Consider the following 18,329-nt stretch of genomic DNA (forward strand, 5'->3'; position numbering starts at 1 on the left):
CCTGCCCCTCCACCCCGAACCTTCGCCATGCCCAGCAAACCGCCCAGCAAGACCGCACCGGCCAAGCCGTCCGACGGGGGCAAGGCGCCACTGCACCCGCGCAACCGCCACCAGGGCCGCTACGACTTCCCCGCGCTGATCGAAGGCAGCCCCGAGCTGGGTGCGTTCGTCATCACCAACCCCTACGGCAAGCCGAGCATCGACTTCGCCAACCCCGAGGCGGTGAAGGTCTTCAACCGCGCGCTGCTCAAGCAGTTCTACGGCATCCGCCAGTGGGACATCCCCGCCGGCTACCTGTGCCCGCCCATCCCCGGGCGCGCCGACTACCTGCACCACCTGGCCGACCTGCTCGGCGCCGCCCACGACGGCGTGATTCCCAGGGGCCCCGCCCTGCGCGGGCTGGACATCGGCGTCGGCGCCAACTGCATCTACCCGCTGATCGGCCACCACGACTACGGCTGGCGCTTCGTCGGTGCCGACATCGACCCGCAGTCCCTGGACTCCGCCGCCGCCATCCTTGCCGCCAACCCGCAATACGAGGGCGCCATCGAACTGCGCCGCCAGGAAAACCCGCAGCACATCTTCCAGGGCCTGGTGCAGGCCGACGAGCGCTTCGACTTCACCCTGTGCAACCCGCCCTTCCACGCCTCCCTCGACGAAGCCCGCAGCGGCAGCACGCGCAAATGGAAGAACCTCGGCAAGCAGGACCCCAGCCGCACGCTGCCGGTGCTCAACTTCGGCGGCCAGTCCAACGAACTGCATTGCGAAGGCGGTGAAGCCGCCTTCATCGCGCGCATGGCCGAGGAAAGCGCCGCCTTCGGCCAGCAGGTGTTCTGGTTCAGCACCCTGGTGTCCAAGGTCGGCAACGTCACGCCGCTGCAAGAGCGCCTCAAGGCCCTCGGTGCCAGCGACATCCGCGTCGTGCACATGGCCCAGGGCCAGAAGCAGAGCCGCTTCGTCGCCTGGACCTACCTCCAGAAGAACCAGCGCCGCGCCTGGCGCAAGGAGCGCTGGCCCGCCTGACCAACACCCGCCCTTGTAGGGGCGAATTCATTCGCCAAGGAGCGTGCAGCGCTCCCCGCGACGCCCCTCTTGGGCGTTACCGGCCACACCGACGGTGGACCGATGAAGCGCGGCCCACCCTACGCACGGCTACGCCTCACAAGGCACCTCGGCCAACGCCTCCACCTCATGGGTGCGCACCTTGCCCAGCAGCATGAACACCAGCACCGCCGTCAGCCCGGTGATCGCCGCCAGCACCTGCAACAGGGTACGGAACGCCGCGTCATAACCCGGCTGCAACGCTGCCCTGTCCACCCCGAGCAGCGCCGCCGCCCGGGCCAGGTCACCCATGGCCGCATGCCCGGCGGCACCGATGACCTGCGCCGACGACGCACCCGAGGCCGGTAGCGCCGCGACGACCAGTGCCGCCAGCAGCGCACCGACCAGCGCGATGGCCACGCCGTCGCCGGACACCCGCACGGTGTTGAAGATGCCCGTGGCCATGCCCGCCCGCTCCTTCTCCACCACGCTCACCGCCAGCCCGTCCATCAGCCCCCAGGGCAGGCCGATGCCCACGCCCACCACCAGCATCGGCAGCAGCAGCGCCTGCGGCCCGGACGCCAGCGCCACGCTCATCCACAACAGCCCGAGCGCGTTCAGCGCCAGGCCCAGCGCCGACAGCAGCCCGGCGGTGAACCAGCGCGACAGCAGCGCCGCCAGCATCGGCACCACCAGCAAGGGCGCCGACAGCGCGATCATCAGTTGCCCGGCCTGCACCGCGCTCAGGCCATCGGCACCGATGAAACGCCCCGGCAGCAGCACGATCAGCACCACGAAGGCGAAGGCCGGGGACGCGCCCAGCAGCTGCACCCCGGCGAATTGCGCGCGACGGAACAGGCCCAGCGCCAGCATCGGCCGGGCCACGCGCCGCTCGATCACCACGAAGGCCACCAGCAAGGCCAGGCTGCCCCACAGCGAGACCTGCACCAGCGGGTGCGACCAGCCGTGCTCCGGCGCCAGCAGGGTGCCGCAGGTGAACAGCGTGAGCATCGCGGTGAAGCTGATCGCCCCCGGCCAATCCAGGCCCTGGGCGTTGGGGTCGCGGCTTTCGCGGGCACAGATCGAGACCAGCAGCGCGCCGGCGACGCCGATCAGGGCCGGCAGCAGGAACACCATGCGCCAGCCCAGGCCGTCGCTCAGCAGGCCGGCCAGCAAGGGGCCGAACGCCAGCCCCAGGCCGAAGGTGGTGCCCAGCAGGCTGAACACCCGGGTGCGGATCGGGCCGTGGAACTCCTGGGCCAGCGCAGCCATGGCCCCGGCGAAGGCGGCGGAACCGCCGAGGCCCTGGAGCACACGCAGCAGGTCGAACACCAGCACCGTGGGCGCGAAGGGGATCACCAGGGTCACCGCCGCGAACAGCACCAGGCCCACCCGCCACACGCGCTTGCGTCCATGGATGTCGGCCAGGCTGCCGGCCGCCATCATCGCGCTGCCGTAGGCGAGGATGTAGCCGTTGGTGACCCAGCCGAGTTCCGCCGCCGAGCCACCCAGGGCCTGGCTGATGGCCGGCAGCACCACCGCCGGGCCGGTGAAGCACAGCGGGATCAGCACCGCCGTCAGGCAGGCGGCCAGCAGCAGCCAGCGGCGTGCGCCGGCGGTAAGGGAAGAGTCGGTCATGTCGAAGGCTCCGCAAGAAAGTCGGAGCAGGCTACGGCGGCGGGAATTACGGAAAAACAGGCTAGTATTCCGCACTTAACGGAAACCTGAGTCCGCAATCGGAAACCCCATGGAAAGCCTCAACCGCCTCGCCCTCTTCGTCCAGGTCACCGAAAGCCAGAGCTTCGTCGCCGCCGGTCGCGTGCTGGGCATCTCCGCCTCGGCGGTGGGCAAGGGCATCGCCCGCCTGGAACAGCACCTGGGCGTCCGCCTGTTCCACCGCAACACCCGCAGCATCAACCTCACGGTGGAAGGCACGCTGTTCCTCGAACGCTGCCGGCGCATTCTCGGCGAGTTGGAGGCAGCCGAGCACGAGCTGTCGCAGAACACCCAGGAGCCCAGCGGTCGCCTGCGGGTCAGCCTGCCTTTGGTGCTGGGCCTGTTCCCGGTTGTGCTGCCAGCCTTCATGCGCCGCTACCCCGGCATCGAACTGGACCTGGACTTCAGCGACCGCCTGGTGGACGTGATCGAGGAAGGCTTCGACGTGGTGGTGCGCAGCGGCATCCCCGAGGACTCGCGCCTGCGTGCCCGCCAGCTCGGGTCCTTCCACCTGCAACTGGTGGGCTCCCCCGCCTACTTCGCCGCCCATGGCACGCCACGGGTGCCGGCCGACCTGGAGCGGCACGCCTGCCTGCACTACAAGTTCCCCAGCACCGGCAAACTGCAGAAATGGCCCCTGCTGCTCTCACCCGGCGAAAGCGAGCCCCAGCTGCCCACCACCCTGGTGTGCAACCACGCCGACACGCTGATCCGCGTCGCCAGCGAAGGCATGGGCATCACCTGCCTGCCCGACTTCGCCATCCGCGACGCCCTGGCCAGCGGCCAGTTGCAGACGGTGCTCGAAGACCGCAACCAGCATGCCGGCCACTTCCGCGCCCTGTGGCCCTGCTACAAGCAGATGCCCGCCAAGCTGCGGGTGTTCGTCGACTTCCTCGCCGAGCACCTGTTCCTCGACCAGCGCCACACCTGAACCAAACACCCCACGTAGCCCGGATTTCAGCCGTAGGGTGGGCTTCAGCCCACCAGCACGAGCACCGCGTGGGCTGAAGCCCACCCTACGAACAGTTCCTCGACCAGAGCCTGGTGTGAGCGCGGCAAACAGCGCTCTGTAGGGGCGACTTCAGTCGCCAAGGAGCGCGCAGCGGTCCCATCACCGCATGGGTTTCGCTGCGCTCGCGCAACGCCGCCCGACCCATCACAAGGCGAAGCGCGCATCCAGTCGGCTGTAGCCCATGCCCACGCCCTTGTGCACCTTGAGCTGCACCGGGATGCGCTCCTTGAGCGCTTCGACGTGGCTGATCACGCCGATCATCTTGCCGCTGGCATTGAGTGCATCCAGGGCATCGAGGGCCACTTCCAGGGTCTCGCCGTCGAGGGTGCCGAAGCCCTCGTCGAGGAACAGCGAATCGATGCTGGTCTTGTGGCTGACCAGGTCGGACAGCGCCAGCGCCAGCGCCAGGCTCACCAGGAAGCTTTCGCCGCCAGACAGGGTGCGGCAGTCCCGGGCGGCATCGGCCTGCCAGGTGTCCACCACTTCCAGCTCCAGCTCGCCCAGGGCGCGGCGGCGCAGCTGGTAACGGCCGTGCAAGCGCTCCAGCTGCTGGTTGGCCAGGTGGATCAGGTGATCCAGGGTCAGCCCCTGGGCGAAGCGGCGGTACTTGGCACCGTCGGCCGAACCGATCAGCCCGTTGAGCCGTTGCCAGAGATCACAGGCGCCTTCCTGGGCGGCGATCTCGGCGAACAGCGCCTGCTGGTTCTGCCGGCGCTGCTCATCGCCAGTGAGCTGTCCACGCACCTCGCCCTGGCGCTCGGCCAGCGCACGCAGTTCCCGTTGCAGCACCTGCAGGCGCTCGTCCAGCTCGGCCAGGGCCAGTTCGGTCCGCGGCGTCGCCTGCAGCTCCGCCAGGCTCTGCCGGGCCGCGGCCTCCAGGGCCTGGGCTTCGGTCCAGGCCTTCTCCAGGCGCGCCTTGAGCGCCAGTAGCTGGCTGCGCGCGTCCTCGTCCAGCAGCGCGGCGAGGTACTGCACCTCATCGGCGAAGGGGCTTTGCGCCAACGCCTGTTCCCAGGCGGCACGCTGGGTGTCGAGCGAGGCACGCGCGGCCTCCAGTCGCTCGACCAGGCTGTGCTCGCGCCCGCCCAGGCCCTGGCTGCGTTCCTGGGCCAGCGCCAGCCGCTGCTCGGCCTGCTCCAAGGCGGTGGCGGGGTTATCCACAGGGGCCGGGGGCTCGCCATCGGCCTGGCCGAGCGCGCTCCAACGCTGCTGCCAGCGGTCGGCAGCGCCCTGGGCCGCGTGCAGCTCCGCCAGGAGCACCTGTTCGTCCCGCTCCAGCCGCTGTTGCCGGGCCTGGGCCTCGCGCCAGGTGCGCGCCTCCGCCTCGCGCTCATCCAGCCAGCCCTCGCTGTCCTCGGGCAGGGCATGGCCGAACTCGGCCAGGGCCGCGCCCAGCTCGGCGTCCTGGCGGGCCTGCTGCATCTGGAGCTGGCCCAGGTGCCCGGTGTTCTCCGCTTCGCGGCGGCGCAACGCGTCCTGTTCCTGCAGGGCCAGGGCGTGCCCCTGGGCGGCTTCCAGCTGCTGGCGCTGCGCCTGCTCGCGCTGGGCACGGGCGCCTTCGAGGGCCTGCTTGAGGCCATCCAGTTCCCCCAGGCTGCGTTGCAGGGCGGCGAGCTCCGCCTGTTGCTGCGCCTGGGCCTCCGCCACCGACTGGGCATCGGCCAGGGGCCGGCCCAAGGCCGCGCAGTGCTGCTGCCACTGCGCCTGCACCTGGTGCAATTCGTCCTGCAGGCGTTGCGCCTCCTGCTGCCGCTGGCGCAGTTGCGCCTCCAGCGCGGCCAGCTCGTCACGCAGGGCTTCGCCGCGCTCGCGCACCTGGTCCTGTTCGGCACGCTTGGCCTGAAGGGCGGCCTGGGTGTCGGAGACATCCAGCGCTCGGTAGGCGTCGATCGCCGGGTGTTCATGGGAGCCGCACAGCGGGCAGGCTTCCCCCGGCTGCAGGGCGGCGCGGTGGGCTTCGAGCTTGAGGATGCGCTGCTCCTGCTCCAGCAGCTTTTCCTTGTCCTGGATCTGTTGCTTGAGGTCGGTGAACTGCAGGCGCAGGGCGTCCCGCGCCGCCGCCTTCTCCACCTGCGCACGGCCGTCGGTTTCGATGCCGCCCCGTGCGTCGGCCAGTTGCCGCTCCAGGCGCGTGCGGGTATCTGCCAGTTGCTGCAGGCGGGCGAGTTGGTGGCCCTGGTCGCTGAGGCGCTGCCAGCGCTCGCGCAGGGCGGCTTCGGATTGGCCGGCCAGCAGCGCATCGAGCGCGGCCTGGCGTTGCGCTTCGCCGTCGCGGGCGCGCTCCAGGCGCTGCTCGCTTTCACCCAGCGCGGCCTGCAGGCGGGCGATGCGTTGCGCCAAGTGCTCCGCGTCCTGGCGTTCCTGCTGCTGGCGCGCCAGCGACTGGGCGATGGCCTGCGCCAGGTTGCGACGCGCGCCGAGCTGCTCGCGCCAGGCGCCCAGGCGCTCGCCGAGCAGGCCGTGTTGCGGATTGGCCGCCAGTTGCGCCTCTACCTGCCGGCGCTGATCGGCCAAGGCATCGTGCCGTTCGGCAAGGGCCGTCGCCCGCTGCTGGCTGTAGCCACGCGCCTGCCACAGGCCGTCGACCACCTCGCGCTCGGCCTGGGCCTTCTGTTCGCGCATCTGGGCCAGGGCCGTGGTGGCCTCCGTGACCGCTTGCCCGGCCCGTTGCCAATCGCGGTGCTGCGGGCGCAGGCGCTCGGCCGGCTCGCTGGCGGCCAGGCGCTGCAGCTGCGGGCCGGCCTGCTCCAGCGCCTGCCGGGCATCCTGGCCCTGCTGCACGGCGGCGAGCTGGCGCGCCTCGGCGCCGGCCAGGGCTTCACGCCACTGGCGCTGGCGCTGCAGGCTGTCCTGCTGGCCGAGCAGTGCCGCTTCACGATCGATGAGCTCGGTGAGTTCGTCCTGCAGCTGCTGGCGCCGCTCCTCGCCCAGCAACTCGACGCCCTCGGCCCGCGCGCGCAGCTGGCCCAGGGCGGCTTCGGCTTCCCTGGTGCGCTGGTAGACACGCTCGGAGACCAGCCCGTACACCTCGGTGCCGGTCAGTTCCTCCAGCAGCTCGGCGCGCTGGTTGGCGCTGGCTTCGAGGAAGGCGGCGAACCCGCCCTGGGCCAGCAGCATGGACTTGGTGAAGCGCTCGAAATCCAGCCCGGTGAGGCTTTCGGTCTGGCGCAGCTTGTCGTTGATCTTGTCGGTGAGGATCTCGCCATCGGCGATGCGCGCCAGCTCCACCTTCGGCGCCTGCAGGCCGCCATCGACCTTGTCGCGGGCACGGCGCTGGCTCCAGAAGGCGCGGTAGCCCACGCCCTTCACCTCGAACTCCACCTCGGCTAGGCAGTCGGCGGTGTGGCGGGTCATCAGTTCGTTGACCGTGGCGGAGACGCTGCTCATGCGCGGGGTGCGGTGATAGAGCGCCAGGCAGATGGCGTCCAGCAGCGTGGTCTTGCCGGCACCGGTGGGGCCGGTGATGGCGAACAGGCCGTTGCCGGCGAAGGGCTCGCCGGTGAAGTCGATCTTCCACTCGCCCTTGAGGGAGTTGAGGTTCTTCAGGCGCAGGCTGAGGATTTTCATGCAAAAGCCGCCAGGGGATGGGAGCGGCATTCTGGCATTCTCCGCCCGCCCTTGCAGGCCTGGCGGCGATAGCGGGTCCGCCCCGGCGTTCAGCTGCGCTCGCTGCGGACCTCTTCCAGAACGCCACGGTGCAGGTCCCGCAGGCGCCGGGCCTGGTCCTCGTCCAGCTGCTCCAGCTCCAGGCGGCGTACGAACACGTCCTCGGCGCTGAGCTCGTCCAGCGTCTCGCGTGCGGCGCCCAGCAGGGCCGGAGCCAGGCCGGCACGCTCGCGGCGCAGGCGCAGCACCTCCACCGGCAGGCCTTCGCACAGCGCGGCGACGCGGCCTTGCAGGTCGCTCAGGTAGTCGTCCGTGCTCACCTGCACCTCCAGCCAGACGGGCCGCTCGGGCGTGCCCCGGCGGGCCTGCTCGGCGATGGCGCCGGCCAGCTCGGCCAGGGCGCCGCGCACGCTGGCCAGGGGCTGGAAGCAGGGCACCGGCAAGGGCGTGACGCTGCGCAGGCCCTCGCCATCCACCTCCACCAACAGCACTTCCTTGGCCTGCCCGGCCTCGTCGAAGGACAGCGGGATGGGCGAGCCGCTGTAGCGGATGTGCTCCAGGCCGCCGACCTTCTGCGGCCTGTGGATATGCCCCAGGGCGATGTAGGCGGCGGGCGGGAAGGCGCTGGTGGGGAAGGCCTCCAGAGCGCCGACGTAGATTTCCCGCACCGACTCGCTGGCGCTGACGCCGACGGTGGTCAGGTGGCCGGTGGCGAGGATCGACAAGCCGCCGCCCAGCGAGTCGCGGCGCTGCTCGGCCAGCGCGAACAGCTGGGCGTAATGGGCCTGGATCGCCTGCTGCAGGGACAGCTGCTTGTCCGCCGCGCTCTGCCCGGCCTGGCTCTGCAGCACGTCGCGGGCACGCACGAAGGGGATGGCGCAGAGCACCGCACCCGGCTCGCCGTCACGGCCACGCAGCACCAGCACCTGGTCCTGCGGGTCGGCGGCGACGCCCGGCACCACGCGGGTGCCCAGGGCCGCCAGCAGGGCCTGGCTCTCGCCGAGCATGGCGGGCGAATCATGGTTGCCGCCCAGCACCACCAGCTGCGCACCGGCGTCGCGCAGGTCGATGACGAAGCGGTTGTACTGCTCGCGGGCGTAGCTGGGCGGCGCGCCGGTGTCGAACACGTCGCCCGCCACCAGCACCGCGTCCACCCGATGCTCATGCACCTGCTCCAGCAGCCAGGCGCAGAAGGCCTGGTGCTCGGCCTGGCGGGTCTTGCCCATGAAATGCTGGCCGAGATGCCAGTCGGAGCTGTGCAGGATGCGCATCGGGTCTGTCACTTGTCGCGGGGAACGGGAAGGCGGCCACCTTGTCATTTACCGGCACCGGGAGGCAACCGCCGCTTCGCCAGTGGCTATCCTTCCCCTCAATTCCCCGCCCCAAGGACTCCCATGCCAAGGTTCCTGAAAGACCTGAAGATCATGCTGCTGGCCAACCTCTGGACCGTGCCCGTGGTGGCCGCGCTGGTGGGCGCGGTGTTCTATTTCGTCGCCCCGCCGCCGCCCATGCACGCGACCCTGGCCACCGGCGGCGCCAACGGCGGCTACGCGCTGTTCGCCGAGAAGCTCAAGGAGGAACTGGCGCACCAGGGCTTCACCCTGGAGCTGGTGCCCAGCGGCGGCTCCCTGGACAACCTCGGCAAACTGCAGCGCGGCGAGGTGCAGATGGCCCTGGTGCAGAGCGGCCAGGAACTGACCCTGCCGGCGCGTGAGCGCGAACGCCTGCACGGCCTCGGGGTGATGTACCAGGAGCCGCTGTGGCTGTTCAAACGCAAGGACGTGGACATCGACGCCATGGGCGACCTGCTGCAGCTGCGGGTCGCCATCGGCACGCCCAACAGCGGCACCCGCGCCATCGCCGCGGCGCTGCTGCAGGCCAACCGGATCGAGCCGGAGGGCTACCCGCAGGCCTGGCAGGCATTCAGCGGCACCCGCGCCGCCGACGCGCTGATCGCCGGCGAGCTGGACGCGGCCTTCTTCGTCGGCCCGGCGGAGAACGCCGTGGTGCAGCGGCTGGCCGCACGCAGCGAGCTGGACCTGGTGAGCCTGCGCCGCAGCGCCGCCTACCGCGCGCGCCTGCCCTACCTGACGAAACTTGAAGTGGGCGAAGGCCTGCTCAACCTCGCCAGCAACAGCCCCTCGCGGGACATCCTCACCCTGGGCCCGGTGGCGACCCTGGTGGCCAACGACGAATTCCACCCCTCGCTGACCCCGCTGATCCTCGAAGCCGCCCGCGAGGTGATGAAGAACGGCAGCCTGCTCGACCCCGCCGGCCGCTACCCCGCCGCCCAGCCGATGACCCTCTCGACGCTGGACGAGGCGGCCTACTACTACAAGAACGGCCTGCCGATCCTGCAACGCTACCTGCCCTTCCGCATCGCCTCCCTGGCGGACCGCTACATCATCCTGCTGATCCCGCTGCTGGTGGTGATGTTCCCGCTGTTCAAGGCCGTGGGCCCGGTGTACCGCTGGCGCATCCGCGCGCGCATCTACCGCTGGTACAAGTACCTGCGCGAGATCGACCGCAAGCTGGACGCCGGCACCCTGCGCGAGGAGCTGGACGGCGAGATCGGCAAGCTGGAGGAGCTGGAGGACCAACTGGCCAAGGTGGACGTGCCGCTCTCCTACTCCAACGAGCTGTACGACCTGCACGTGCACCTGCGCTACGTGATCGAGCGGCTCCAGGCGCTGAAGGCCAGGAGCCGCGATGGCGAGGCCTGAACGGGACCTCAGAAGCGCAGTTGCAGGTAGCGCAGCGGCGCCAGCCAGGCCGGGGTCGTCGGGCCGAAGGCCAGGACCTTCGCCAGGTGCCGGCGCAGGCGCCAGTAGGAGCCGTGCTCGCTGCCCTTGGCCACCGCGCGGGCGGTGCGGAAGTGCGCCACGGCAACGCCGCTGCCGCCTTCCCGCGAGGCGGCGGTGAAGCCTTCCAGCAGGTGCTGCATGCAGCGGAAGAAGGGCCGCGGCCGCGCGCCCTGCAGGCGCTCCAGCCAGCCTTCCACGGCCTCCAGGTCACCGGCCATGGCGGCATCTAAGCCCAGCCAGACCATGGCGTCGTGGTTCTGCGGGTCGCGCTCCAGGGACAACCGCGACACCGCTGCCGCACGCCCATCCAGCTTGCGCGCACGCAGGCCCAGCGCCAGGTTGTCCAGGCCCCAGGCCGGCGCCTGCGGGTTCTGCTCCCAGTCCGAGAGCCAGTCGAACATCAGCTCGTAGCGCTCCTGGTTGACCATCGCGTAACTGGCCATGCCCCAGATCACCCCGTCGCTGCGGATCGCCTCGCGGCTGGCCTCAAGCGCGTCCACCAGCAGCCGGCTGGCGTTCTTGCGGTTGGCCAGCAGCTCCAGCATGGCGTGCTTGCCGGCATGCTGCGGATCGTTCTCCAGCAGGCGCAGGAAGCCCTTCCACAACGAGCCGGGCATCCAGCGGCCGTCTTCGCGCCGCAGCCAGTACAAGGCCGCGGCGTAATGCAGGGAGCCGTCGGCGACACCGGCCTCGAGGTTTTCCCACAGCAGCGTGTCCTTGTCCGGTTGGCCGAGGATCTTCAGCACTTCCGACCAGGCCTCGACCACGCCGCCGTCACGGCACAGCGGTTGCAGCACGCGACGCTTGAGCGCCTCGTCGCCCCGGGGCACGGCGAAGCGCAGGGCGCGGATCAGCACGGAGGATTGGCTGGACGCCTCCAGCAGCCGCTCCAGCACCTCGCGCGTGGCCTCGACCGTGCCGTGCTCGAGCAGCAGGTCGAACGCGTGCAGGCCGGCGAAGGTGTAGCAGGCGTCCAGCTCGTAGGCACGGAGGAAGGACGACAGCGCCTCCTCGCCCTTGCCATCGAGCCACAGGGCGTGGCCGAGGAAGCCATGGGCGATGGCCTGGCGGGGTTCCAGGCGCACCATCTCGCGGGCCGATTCCACGTAGGCGGCATAGTCGCCGGCATCGTCCTGCCAGTCGGCCAGGGTGCGCCAGCCATCGAAGAAGGCCGGCTGGCGCTCCAGCAGCTGGCGCAGCTCGGCCAGGGCGCTGGGCAGGTCCTTTTCCTCGCGCGTGGCGCGGGGGCCGAACAGGGCCAGGTCGGGGGGTGTCGCACCACCCCAGCAGGGCGCATCCAGCAGCTGGCGCAGTTCGTCGAAGCGCCCTGCGGCCAGCAGCCCCTCGGCCAGCTGGGTGTTGGCGCTGCGGTGGCGCGGGCTCAGTCCCAGGGCCTGGCGCAATGCCGGCTCCCTGGCCTCGAAGCCCTCTTCCTGCTCGGCCAGCGCCAGCCAGGCGTCGGCGTCGCCGGCGCGCAGGCGGGTCAGTTCGCGGGCCAGTTCCAGGGGGCGCGCGGGCGTCTCCAGGGCGGCGCTGTAGCGGCGCAACTGGTTCCATACCCAGCCGTTGCCGGGCTCCTCGCGCAGCACCTTCTCCGCCTCGATGGCCCCTTCGGCCGGGTTGTCGCGCTCGCCCAGCACGTAGCCCAGGTAGGCACGCAGCTCGGTGTTGTCGGGGGTGCGGGCGAGCACGCTGCGCAGCAACTGCTCGGCCTCCTCCAGGTCGGCGCCCTCGTCCAGCAGGCTCTCGACGTAGAGGCGCACGCTGCGCGTCCACAGCGGGTTGATGCGAAAGCTCTCGCGCAGGGTCTCGCGGCACTCGGCGTACTGCTTCTGGCTGCTTTGCAGCTGGGCGCGCTCCAGGGCCAGGCGCGGCATCAGCGGGAAGCGCTCGATGGCCGATTGCAGCAGGTTCTCGGCCTGCTCCGGGTGGCCCATCTCGGCCTGCTGGGCGGCGACCACCACCCACAGTTGCCAGAGGTCGGCACGCTGTTGCAGGGCCTCGCTCAACTGCTCCAGCAGCACCTGTGGCTCCAGCAGCCTGCGCGCCTGCTCCGGGTAGGCCAGCCAGCCGTCGCCGAAGGTGACCTGGGCCACCAGCTGGCGGTGGATGAAGTCGAGATCGTCCAGGGCCTCGCCCTGGGTGGTGCAGGTTTCCAGCAGCATGTTGCTGGCGTAGTCATTGTCGGCGGAGCGTTCCAGCGCCTCGCGGAAGGCGGCGCGGGCGGCCTCGCGCTGGCCGCCCTGGAGCAGCACGAAGCCACGCGTGGAATAGCTGCTGGAGCTGCGCGGGTCGGTGCGCCGGGCCTGCTCGCAGAACTCCAGGGCCTCTTCGTGGCGGCCGAGGCGCGCCAGGGTCACGGCCAGTTCGCGGATCGCCCAGGCGTACTCCGGGTGGCTGGCCAGCAGGCGCCGCAGGGCGACCTCGGCGTCTTCCAGAGACCGGCGCTGGGCACGTTCCACCGCCAGCTCGGCGATGCCGCAGTGGTGGGGAAAGCGTTCGGCCTGTGCGGTGACGTACTCGTCCACCGCCTCTTCACCGGCGCTCTGGCGCAACAGCTGCACCTGCATGCGGTGCAGGCTCATGTTCAGCGGGTCCAGCTCCACCGCCTCGCGGCACCAGGCCAGGGCGCGCTGGGTGTCGCCATCGCTGCGCTGGCTGTGCAGCACGGCGGCGCGCAGCCAGGTGCCCCGGCGGCTCACCGGCTCGGCGCGGCGCAGCATGGCCTCGTTCAGCTCCAGCTCGCCGTGGCGACCGTAGAAGTCGGCGAGGTTGAGCAGCAGCGCCGGGTCCTGGGGGCGACGCTCCAGGGCCTGTTCGAGGATCTGCCGGCATTGCAGCGGATCGGACAGCTCCTCGATGAATTCGCAGAGGGTCAGGGTCGGGCCGGCGGCCAGGGCGCCGAGGCGCGCCTGGCGCTGGCGCAGGAACTCCAGACCCGCTTCGGTGCGGCCCAGGCAGCGCAGGGCGCGGAAGTACTGGCTGCTGTAGCCCTCGTTGGTGTCGTGCAGGCACGCGGCGATGCGGTACAGCTCGCAGGCCTGCTCGCGGCTGCCTTCGTTCCAGCGCAGGCTGGCCAGCTCGTTCCAGGCCTGGGCATGCCCCGGCGCCTGGCGCAGGGCGCGGCCCAGCAGGTGGCGCGCGGTATCCAGCTGGCTGCCGTCCTCCACCAGGAGGCTGGTGTAGCGCACCAGGATGCCGGCGTCGCTCCAGCGCGCCTGGCAATGGCCGGCCAGCCAGTCCAGCTGCTGTTCGCGGGCGTGCAGGTGGGCCAGGGAGGTGGATTTGGACAGGATCAGGTTGGCATCGTCGGGAAAGCGCTCCAGCAGCGCTTCGGTGGCCTCCAGAACCTGCGCCTCGCGCCCGTCGTACCAGCCCAGGGTGCGCTGGCCCTGGAGGGTCAGGCGGTGCCCCGGCGCCTGCTCGCGCAGGGCCTCGAACGCGGCCAGGGCCTCTTCGCGGTCATGCACCTCCAGGGCGCTGACCAGGCGGTAGTAGAGGTCCCAGGTCGCACGCTCCGGCAGCTCCAGGCCGTCCAGCCGGTGGGCTTCCTCGGGCGGCAGCAGGAGCAGGCCGCGTGGCCCCGACGCGCGCTGGGTCTGGTACAGGCCTTCGGCGATGCTCTCGCCGAACTGCGCCTGGCCGGGGTCGCGGATCAGCACGGTGCCACGGGGCTCGTCGTAGCCGACCACCGCCTGCAGGTGGCCGCTGCCGGTGTATTGCAGGGACAGGGTGAAGGGCAGGCCGCGATCGATCAGCGCGCGGCTGGTGGCCCAGTCGACGGTGAACTCGCGCACCAGCCAGCCGTTGCGCTCGGCCCAGGCGCGCTCGGCGTGGTAGGAGGTGCCGTCGTAGCAGATCTCCTCGGCCACCTCCAGGTGCGCCACGGGGCGGCCCCAGTAGGTGGAGAGCGCGGTCAGGGTGGCGGGAACGCAGGTCATGTGGTGCTGGCGGACGAAGGTGACCGGCAGCAGGACGCGACCGCCCTTCGGTTCCGCCAGGCGCTCGGCGACCATCGTGTAGAAGGGACTCTGCGCCTCCAGGGCCAGGGCCCGGCCCCGCTCGTGGTCACCGCGCAGGCAGGCGATGTCGCAACGCCGGCCGGCGTACCAGCCGCGCATGCCCTTCTCCAGCAGCAGCGCCAGCTCCAGGGAGCGCTCGATCAGGCGCTCGGCCTCGTCCAGTTCCTCGCGCTCGATCAGCAGGTCGATCAGCTGCGCGCAGAGCCCGGCGCTCTCCATCCGCCGGGTGGCGTCCAGCAGGCGGGTACGGGCGGCCTCCTCGCGCCCCAGCTGCAGTTCGAGCTGGGCGGCCTGCAGGGTCGCGGAGCGGAAGTCGGGGAGCAGCGCCAGGGCGCCCTCGCAAAGCTCCAGCGCCTCGGCGTAGCGGTCTTCCTGCTCCAGGCTGTAGGAGCGCTCCACCAGCAGCCATGGATCGTTGGTGCCCAGTCGCATGGCCGCGTCGTGCAGCTCGGCGCTGCGGCCGAAGTCACGCAGCAGCGCCCGCAGGTAGCCCTGGAACGACAGCCATTCGGCGCGCAGGCCGGGCTCTTCCGGCAACCAGTCGGAAAAGCGCTGGAGGAATTCCCAGGCGCGGTACTGGCCACGGCGCGCCAGCAGGAAGCGGGCGTAGCGCAGGCGCGCCTCGGCGGCCTCCGGGTAGCGGCGGTAGCCCAGCCAGGCGAGGGCATCGCCCAGGCGCGGGGCACCGAGTTGCGCAACCAGGCGCGAGGCCAGCGCCATGGCGGCGGCACCGCGCCAGTGGCGGTAGTCGCCGAGTTCGGTGGCCCTGGCGTGGGCCCGGAGGAACAGGCCGCGGTCGGCCAGCGCCTCGAGGGCGTGGATGGACTCGGCGTCGACCGTGAGCAGGGGCGTATCGAGGATCAGGCTGGACATCGGAACCATCCTTGGTCATTGCAGCGGGAATGGCGTCACTTTAGGGAGGCGCGGGCCCGGCAACAAGCGATCGGGTCACAAGGTCCCTCATCCCGGCCGAGGCTGAGGTAAACTCTGCGGCCTGCCGGGCGAGCCACCCGCGCGCCCTTATCCACAGCTTCACAGGTACGCCCATGCCGATCCGCCACTGCATCGTCCACCTCATCGACAAGAAGCCCGATGGCAGCGCCGCCGTGCTCCATGCACGCGACAGCGAGCTGGGCGAATCCAAGGCCATCGAGAACCTGCTGGCCGATCTCAACGAGAGCTACAACGCCAAGCAGGGCAAGGCCTGGGGCCTGTTCCACGAGGAGTCCGGCGCCTACCCCTTCAGCGGCTGGCTCAAGGACTACATGGAGGGCGGTCGCGACTTCACCGCCTTCAGCCGCGAGGCGGTGGCGCACCTGCAGAAGCTGATGGAGGAGTCCAACCTCTCCACCGGCGGCCACGTGCTCTTCGCCCATTACCAGCAGGGCATGACCGACTACCTGGCCATCGCCCTGCTGCACCACAGCGAAGGCGTCACCGTCACCGACGCGCTGGACCTGGCGCCGGCCCGCCACCTGGACCTGGGCCAGCTGCACCTGGCCGCCCGGATCAACATTTCCGAGTGGCGCAACAACGCGCAGTCCAAGCAGTACATCTCCTTCATCAAGGGCAAGAACGGCAAGAAGGTCTCGGACTACTTCCGCGACTTCATCGGCTGCCAGGAAGGCGTCGACGCGCCGAGCGAGACCCGCACCCTGCTCAAAGCCTTCAGCGACTTCGTCGAGCACGAGGACTTCGCCGAGGAGCAGGCCCGCGAGAAGACCAAGACCCTGGTGGACTACGCCAGTACCCAGGCCAAGCTGGGCGAGCCGATCACCCTGCAGGAGCTGTCCGGGCTGATCGACGAGGACCGCCCGCGCGCCTTCTACGAGCACATCCGCAACAAGGACTACGGCCTGTCGCCGGAAATCCCGCCGGACAAGCGCACCCTCAGCCAGTTCCAGCGTTTCACCGGCCGCGCCGAGGGCCTGTCGATCAGCTTCGAGGCCCACCTGCTGGGCTCGAAGATCGAGTACGACGAGGGCCGCGACATGCTGATCATCCGCCAGGTCCCGACCCAGTTGAAGGACCAGCTCAAGCGCCGCAAGGACTGAAGTCCGCCGTAACGAAAAAGCCCGGCCAAATGCCGGGCTTTTTTGTGCGCCTGCGGATCAGCGCGCTTCGATACGGAAGCCGACACGCGGGAAGTGCACGTGCACCACGCCGGCACGCTCGTCCTCGCGACGCAGGATCAGCTCCTCGCGGCCGGCGAACACCAGCTCGCCCTCCACCGGGTCGACGCCGTAGTCGGTCGCGGCGATGGCCACCTTCTGCCCGGCGGTGAAGCCGTTGGCGTCGAAGAAGGGCTCGTCCGGCAGCGGCGCGGGTTCGGCGGCACGGGCGATCTCGATGGCCTCGGCGGCGCTCAGCTCACTGGCGGCGCCATGGCCGAAGCCGAGCACGCGGCCCAGCCAGGCGGCGACCGCCGGGTAGTCGTCCACCAGCGGCGCGGTGATCGGGGTGGCCTTGAGGAACCACAGGCAGTGGGCCAGGGAGAAGTCGGCCATGCTCGGCTCGCCGAACAGGAAGTCACCCTCCTCGCGGGCCAGTTGCTGTTCCAGGCGGGCCATGAAGGTCGGCCAGTTGTGCTTGGCCACCTCGGCGGGCAGCCGCGTGGTGGTACCGCCGCTGAACAGCCCGGCGCGGTCGGCGATGAAGGCCTTGATGGCTTCCGGCGGCAGCTTGCCGAAACGCACGGCGATGGACTCGGGCTGGAACACCAGGCTCACCGCGTGCTGGAAGATCACCGAATCCACCCAGTGGCAGAAGCTCGCCACGTTGAATTCCAGGCCCGGCGGGATCAGCGCCGGCACGGCCTTCTCCGCTTCGAGGCGGCGGGCGATCAGCGCGGTGTCGCAATAGATGTCGGCGCCGATCTGCAGCACCGGGGTCTTGCGGTAGCCGCCGGTCAGGGGCATCAGGTCCGGCTTGGGCATCAGCGGCGGAATGTGCACCGAACGCCAAGACAGCTGCTTGAAGCCCAGCAGCAGGCGGGCCTTCTCGGCGAAGGGGGAGGTCGGGTAGTGGTGCAGGATCAACTCGTGCATGTCGGGCTCCTTATCGTTCTTGTCAGGGTGGGCAGCTTAGCCGCCCTCGGGTTCAGGGCCTATCCACCGGCGCTGATACCACGCCATCAGCGGCCGCTATGTAGGCTGCGGCCAAGGCTTCCTTGGCGGACTTGCGCAAGAGCTTGATGGCGCGTTCGCGGCGCAGGGCATCGCCCTTGCCGGCGCAGGCCTCGATGTAGACCAGCGCCTGGGCCGGGCTGGAATGGAAGAAACGTGCGCCCTTGCCGCTCTGGTGCTGGGCGAAACGGCGCTGCGGGTCGTCGCTGATGCCGCAGTAGAGCGCGCCGTTGGCGGCACGCACCAGGTAGACGAACCAGGGACGCGGTGGAGCCTCGCTCATGCCCAGGCCACCGTGCGCATGCGCTGGCAGTAATCGACCAGGCGCGGGTACTCGCGGGCCAGGCGGTTGAGCGGGGTTTCCAGGGTGCACTGCACCAGGTTGGCCAGCAGCCCGTAGGCCGAGGCGTCGGCGCTGCAGGGGCGCGCACCGCCGAAGAAGGTGTCGTCGCCGAGCAGGTCGGTGAGCCCTTGCAGGTCCTCGCGGGCGAACACCAGCAGCTCTTCGCGATCATGCCGGCCGAGGCCCTGGGCCAACAGGTCGCGGCGGACCTTGCGACGCACCAGCGGCGGCACCAGGCGCCCGGCCAGCGGGCCGAGGTTGCCGAAGAAGGCCTGGCGGGTCTGCGCCCAGCCCTCCCCCTCCAGCCAGCGGAAATACACCAGCAGCCAGTAGAGGTGCTCGTCGCAGAGGCGGGTGACGGCCAGGGCGCGACCACGGCCGGCGTCGTCGAGGTGCTCGTCCAGCCGCAGGTGCAGGCGCTCGGTGAGCACCCGCTGGATGATCGCGGTATCGGCGATCAGCTCGCCGTCGAAGTCGATGTAGGGCAGCTTGCCCTTGGGGCCGCGCCGGGGGTCCATCAGGGTCTGCGCCTGGTACTGCACCCGCGCCAGGCGCAGGAAGGTCTCCAGCTTGAGGCAGAAGGGGCTGGCATTGGGCACGTCGAACCCGGCGGGGAACTGGAACAGCCTGATCATGATGGGCACCGGCGAGAGAGTCGCC

Annotated in this window: 11 protein-coding genes; 4 read left to right on the forward strand and 7 right to left on the reverse strand. The window is 70.5% G+C overall.

Annotation, left to right across the window (positions count from 1 at the left end; genetic code table 11):
- Positions 1-27 precede the first annotated feature (27 nt).
- On the forward strand, positions 28-1,023 hold the full coding sequence (rlmF, locus tag HSX14_RS24960; protein ID WP_173172839.1) for a 23S rRNA (adenine(1618)-N(6))-methyltransferase RlmF: 996 nt from the start codon (positions 28-30) through the stop codon (positions 1,021-1,023).
- A 129-nt stretch (positions 1,024-1,152) separates the two neighbouring features.
- Here the strand turns inward: rlmF and HSX14_RS24965 are convergent, their stop codons facing one another.
- Complete coding sequence (locus HSX14_RS24965; protein WP_173172837.1) at positions 1,153-2,679, reverse strand: MFS transporter; 1,527 nt, start codon at positions 2,677-2,679, stop codon at positions 1,153-1,155.
- A gap of 109 nt (positions 2,680-2,788) precedes the next feature.
- Between HSX14_RS24965 and HSX14_RS24970 the strand changes: the two genes are divergently transcribed.
- Entirely contained in the window at positions 2,789-3,688 is a 900-nt protein-coding gene (locus HSX14_RS24970) for a LysR family transcriptional regulator (RefSeq protein WP_173172835.1), read from the forward strand.
- 225 nt (positions 3,689-3,913) lie between these two features.
- Here HSX14_RS24970 and HSX14_RS24975 read toward each other — a convergent pair whose 3' ends face one another.
- A complete protein-coding gene (locus HSX14_RS24975; RefSeq protein WP_173172833.1) occupies positions 3,914-7,336 on the reverse strand; it encodes an AAA family ATPase in 3,423 nt (1,140 codons plus the stop codon).
- 89 nt (positions 7,337-7,425) lie between these two features.
- The gene (gene sbcD, locus HSX14_RS24980; RefSeq protein WP_173172831.1) at positions 7,426-8,646 is read right to left on the reverse strand and encodes an exonuclease subunit SbcD; all 1,221 of its coding nucleotides are present in this window, start codon (positions 8,644-8,646) and stop codon (positions 7,426-7,428) included.
- Between the two features lie 123 nt (positions 8,647-8,769).
- Here sbcD and HSX14_RS24985 point away from each other — a divergent pair, with 123 nt between their 5' ends.
- The gene (locus HSX14_RS24985; protein ID WP_173172829.1) at positions 8,770-10,098 is read left to right on the forward strand and encodes a TAXI family TRAP transporter solute-binding subunit; all 1,329 of its coding nucleotides are present in this window, start codon (positions 8,770-8,772) and stop codon (positions 10,096-10,098) included.
- A gap of 8 nt (positions 10,099-10,106) precedes the next feature.
- On the opposite strand, the gene HSX14_RS24990 is transcribed toward HSX14_RS24985, so the two are convergent.
- Positions 10,107-15,074: a tetratricopeptide repeat protein gene (locus tag HSX14_RS24990; RefSeq protein ID WP_173172827.1), complete on the reverse strand. Its 4,968-nt coding sequence runs from the start codon at positions 15,072-15,074 to the stop codon at positions 10,107-10,109.
- 173 nt (positions 15,075-15,247) lie between these two features.
- Between HSX14_RS24990 and yejK the strand changes: the two genes are divergently transcribed.
- Entirely contained in the window at positions 15,248-16,255 is a 1,008-nt protein-coding gene (yejK, locus tag HSX14_RS24995; protein WP_173172825.1) for a nucleoid-associated protein YejK, read from the forward strand.
- A gap of 57 nt (positions 16,256-16,312) precedes the next feature.
- Here the strand turns inward: yejK and HSX14_RS25000 are convergent, their stop codons facing one another.
- Genes HSX14_RS25000 through HSX14_RS25010 form a run of 3 tightly spaced genes read right to left on the reverse strand, consistent with a single transcriptional unit; the run spans position 16,313 to position 18,304 of the window.
- The gene (locus HSX14_RS25000; RefSeq protein ID WP_173172823.1) at positions 16,313-17,248 is read right to left on the reverse strand and encodes a glutathione S-transferase family protein; all 936 of its coding nucleotides are present in this window, start codon (positions 17,246-17,248) and stop codon (positions 16,313-16,315) included.
- A gap of 52 nt (positions 17,249-17,300) precedes the next feature.
- The gene (locus tag HSX14_RS25005; RefSeq protein WP_173172821.1) at positions 17,301-17,609 is read right to left on the reverse strand and encodes a GIY-YIG nuclease family protein; all 309 of its coding nucleotides are present in this window, start codon (positions 17,607-17,609) and stop codon (positions 17,301-17,303) included.
- Entirely contained in the window at positions 17,606-18,304 is a 699-nt protein-coding gene (locus HSX14_RS25010) for a glutathione S-transferase family protein (protein ID WP_173172819.1), read from the reverse strand. The genes HSX14_RS25005 and HSX14_RS25010 overlap by 4 nt, the downstream gene beginning before the upstream one ends.
- Positions 18,305-18,329: the final 25 nt, after the last annotated feature.

This window comes from Pseudomonas tohonis, assembly GCF_012767755.2.
In the GTDB taxonomy this organism is placed as follows: Bacteria; Pseudomonadota; Gammaproteobacteria; order Pseudomonadales; family Pseudomonadaceae; genus Metapseudomonas; species Metapseudomonas tohonis.

Bases quoted from the DNA above. Each gene is read 5' to 3' on its own strand.
- rlmF (WP_173172839.1), top strand. From the start codon at position 28: ATGCCCAGCAAACCGCCCAGCAAGACCGCACCGGCCAAGCCGTCCGAC.
- HSX14_RS24965 (WP_173172837.1), bottom strand. From the start codon at position 2,679: ATGACCGACTCTTCCCTTACCGCCGGCGCACGCCGCTGGCTGCTGCTG.
- HSX14_RS24970 (WP_173172835.1), top strand. From the start codon at position 2,789: ATGGAAAGCCTCAACCGCCTCGCCCTCTTCGTCCAGGTCACCGAAAGC.
- HSX14_RS24975 (WP_173172833.1), bottom strand. From the start codon at position 7,336: ATGAAAATCCTCAGCCTGCGCCTGAAGAACCTCAACTCCCTCAAGGGC.
- sbcD (WP_173172831.1), bottom strand. From the start codon at position 8,646: ATGCGCATCCTGCACAGCTCCGACTGGCATCTCGGCCAGCATTTCATG.
- HSX14_RS24985 (WP_173172829.1), top strand. From the start codon at position 8,770: ATGCCAAGGTTCCTGAAAGACCTGAAGATCATGCTGCTGGCCAACCTC.
- HSX14_RS24990 (WP_173172827.1), bottom strand. From the start codon at position 15,074: ATGTCCAGCCTGATCCTCGATACGCCCCTGCTCACGGTCGACGCCGAG.
- yejK (WP_173172825.1), top strand. From the start codon at position 15,248: ATGCCGATCCGCCACTGCATCGTCCACCTCATCGACAAGAAGCCCGAT.
- HSX14_RS25000 (WP_173172823.1), bottom strand. From the start codon at position 17,248: ATGCACGAGTTGATCCTGCACCACTACCCGACCTCCCCCTTCGCCGAG.
- HSX14_RS25005 (WP_173172821.1), bottom strand. From the start codon at position 17,609: ATGAGCGAGGCTCCACCGCGTCCCTGGTTCGTCTACCTGGTGCGTGCC.
- HSX14_RS25010 (WP_173172819.1), bottom strand. From the start codon at position 18,304: ATGATCAGGCTGTTCCAGTTCCCCGCCGGGTTCGACGTGCCCAATGCC.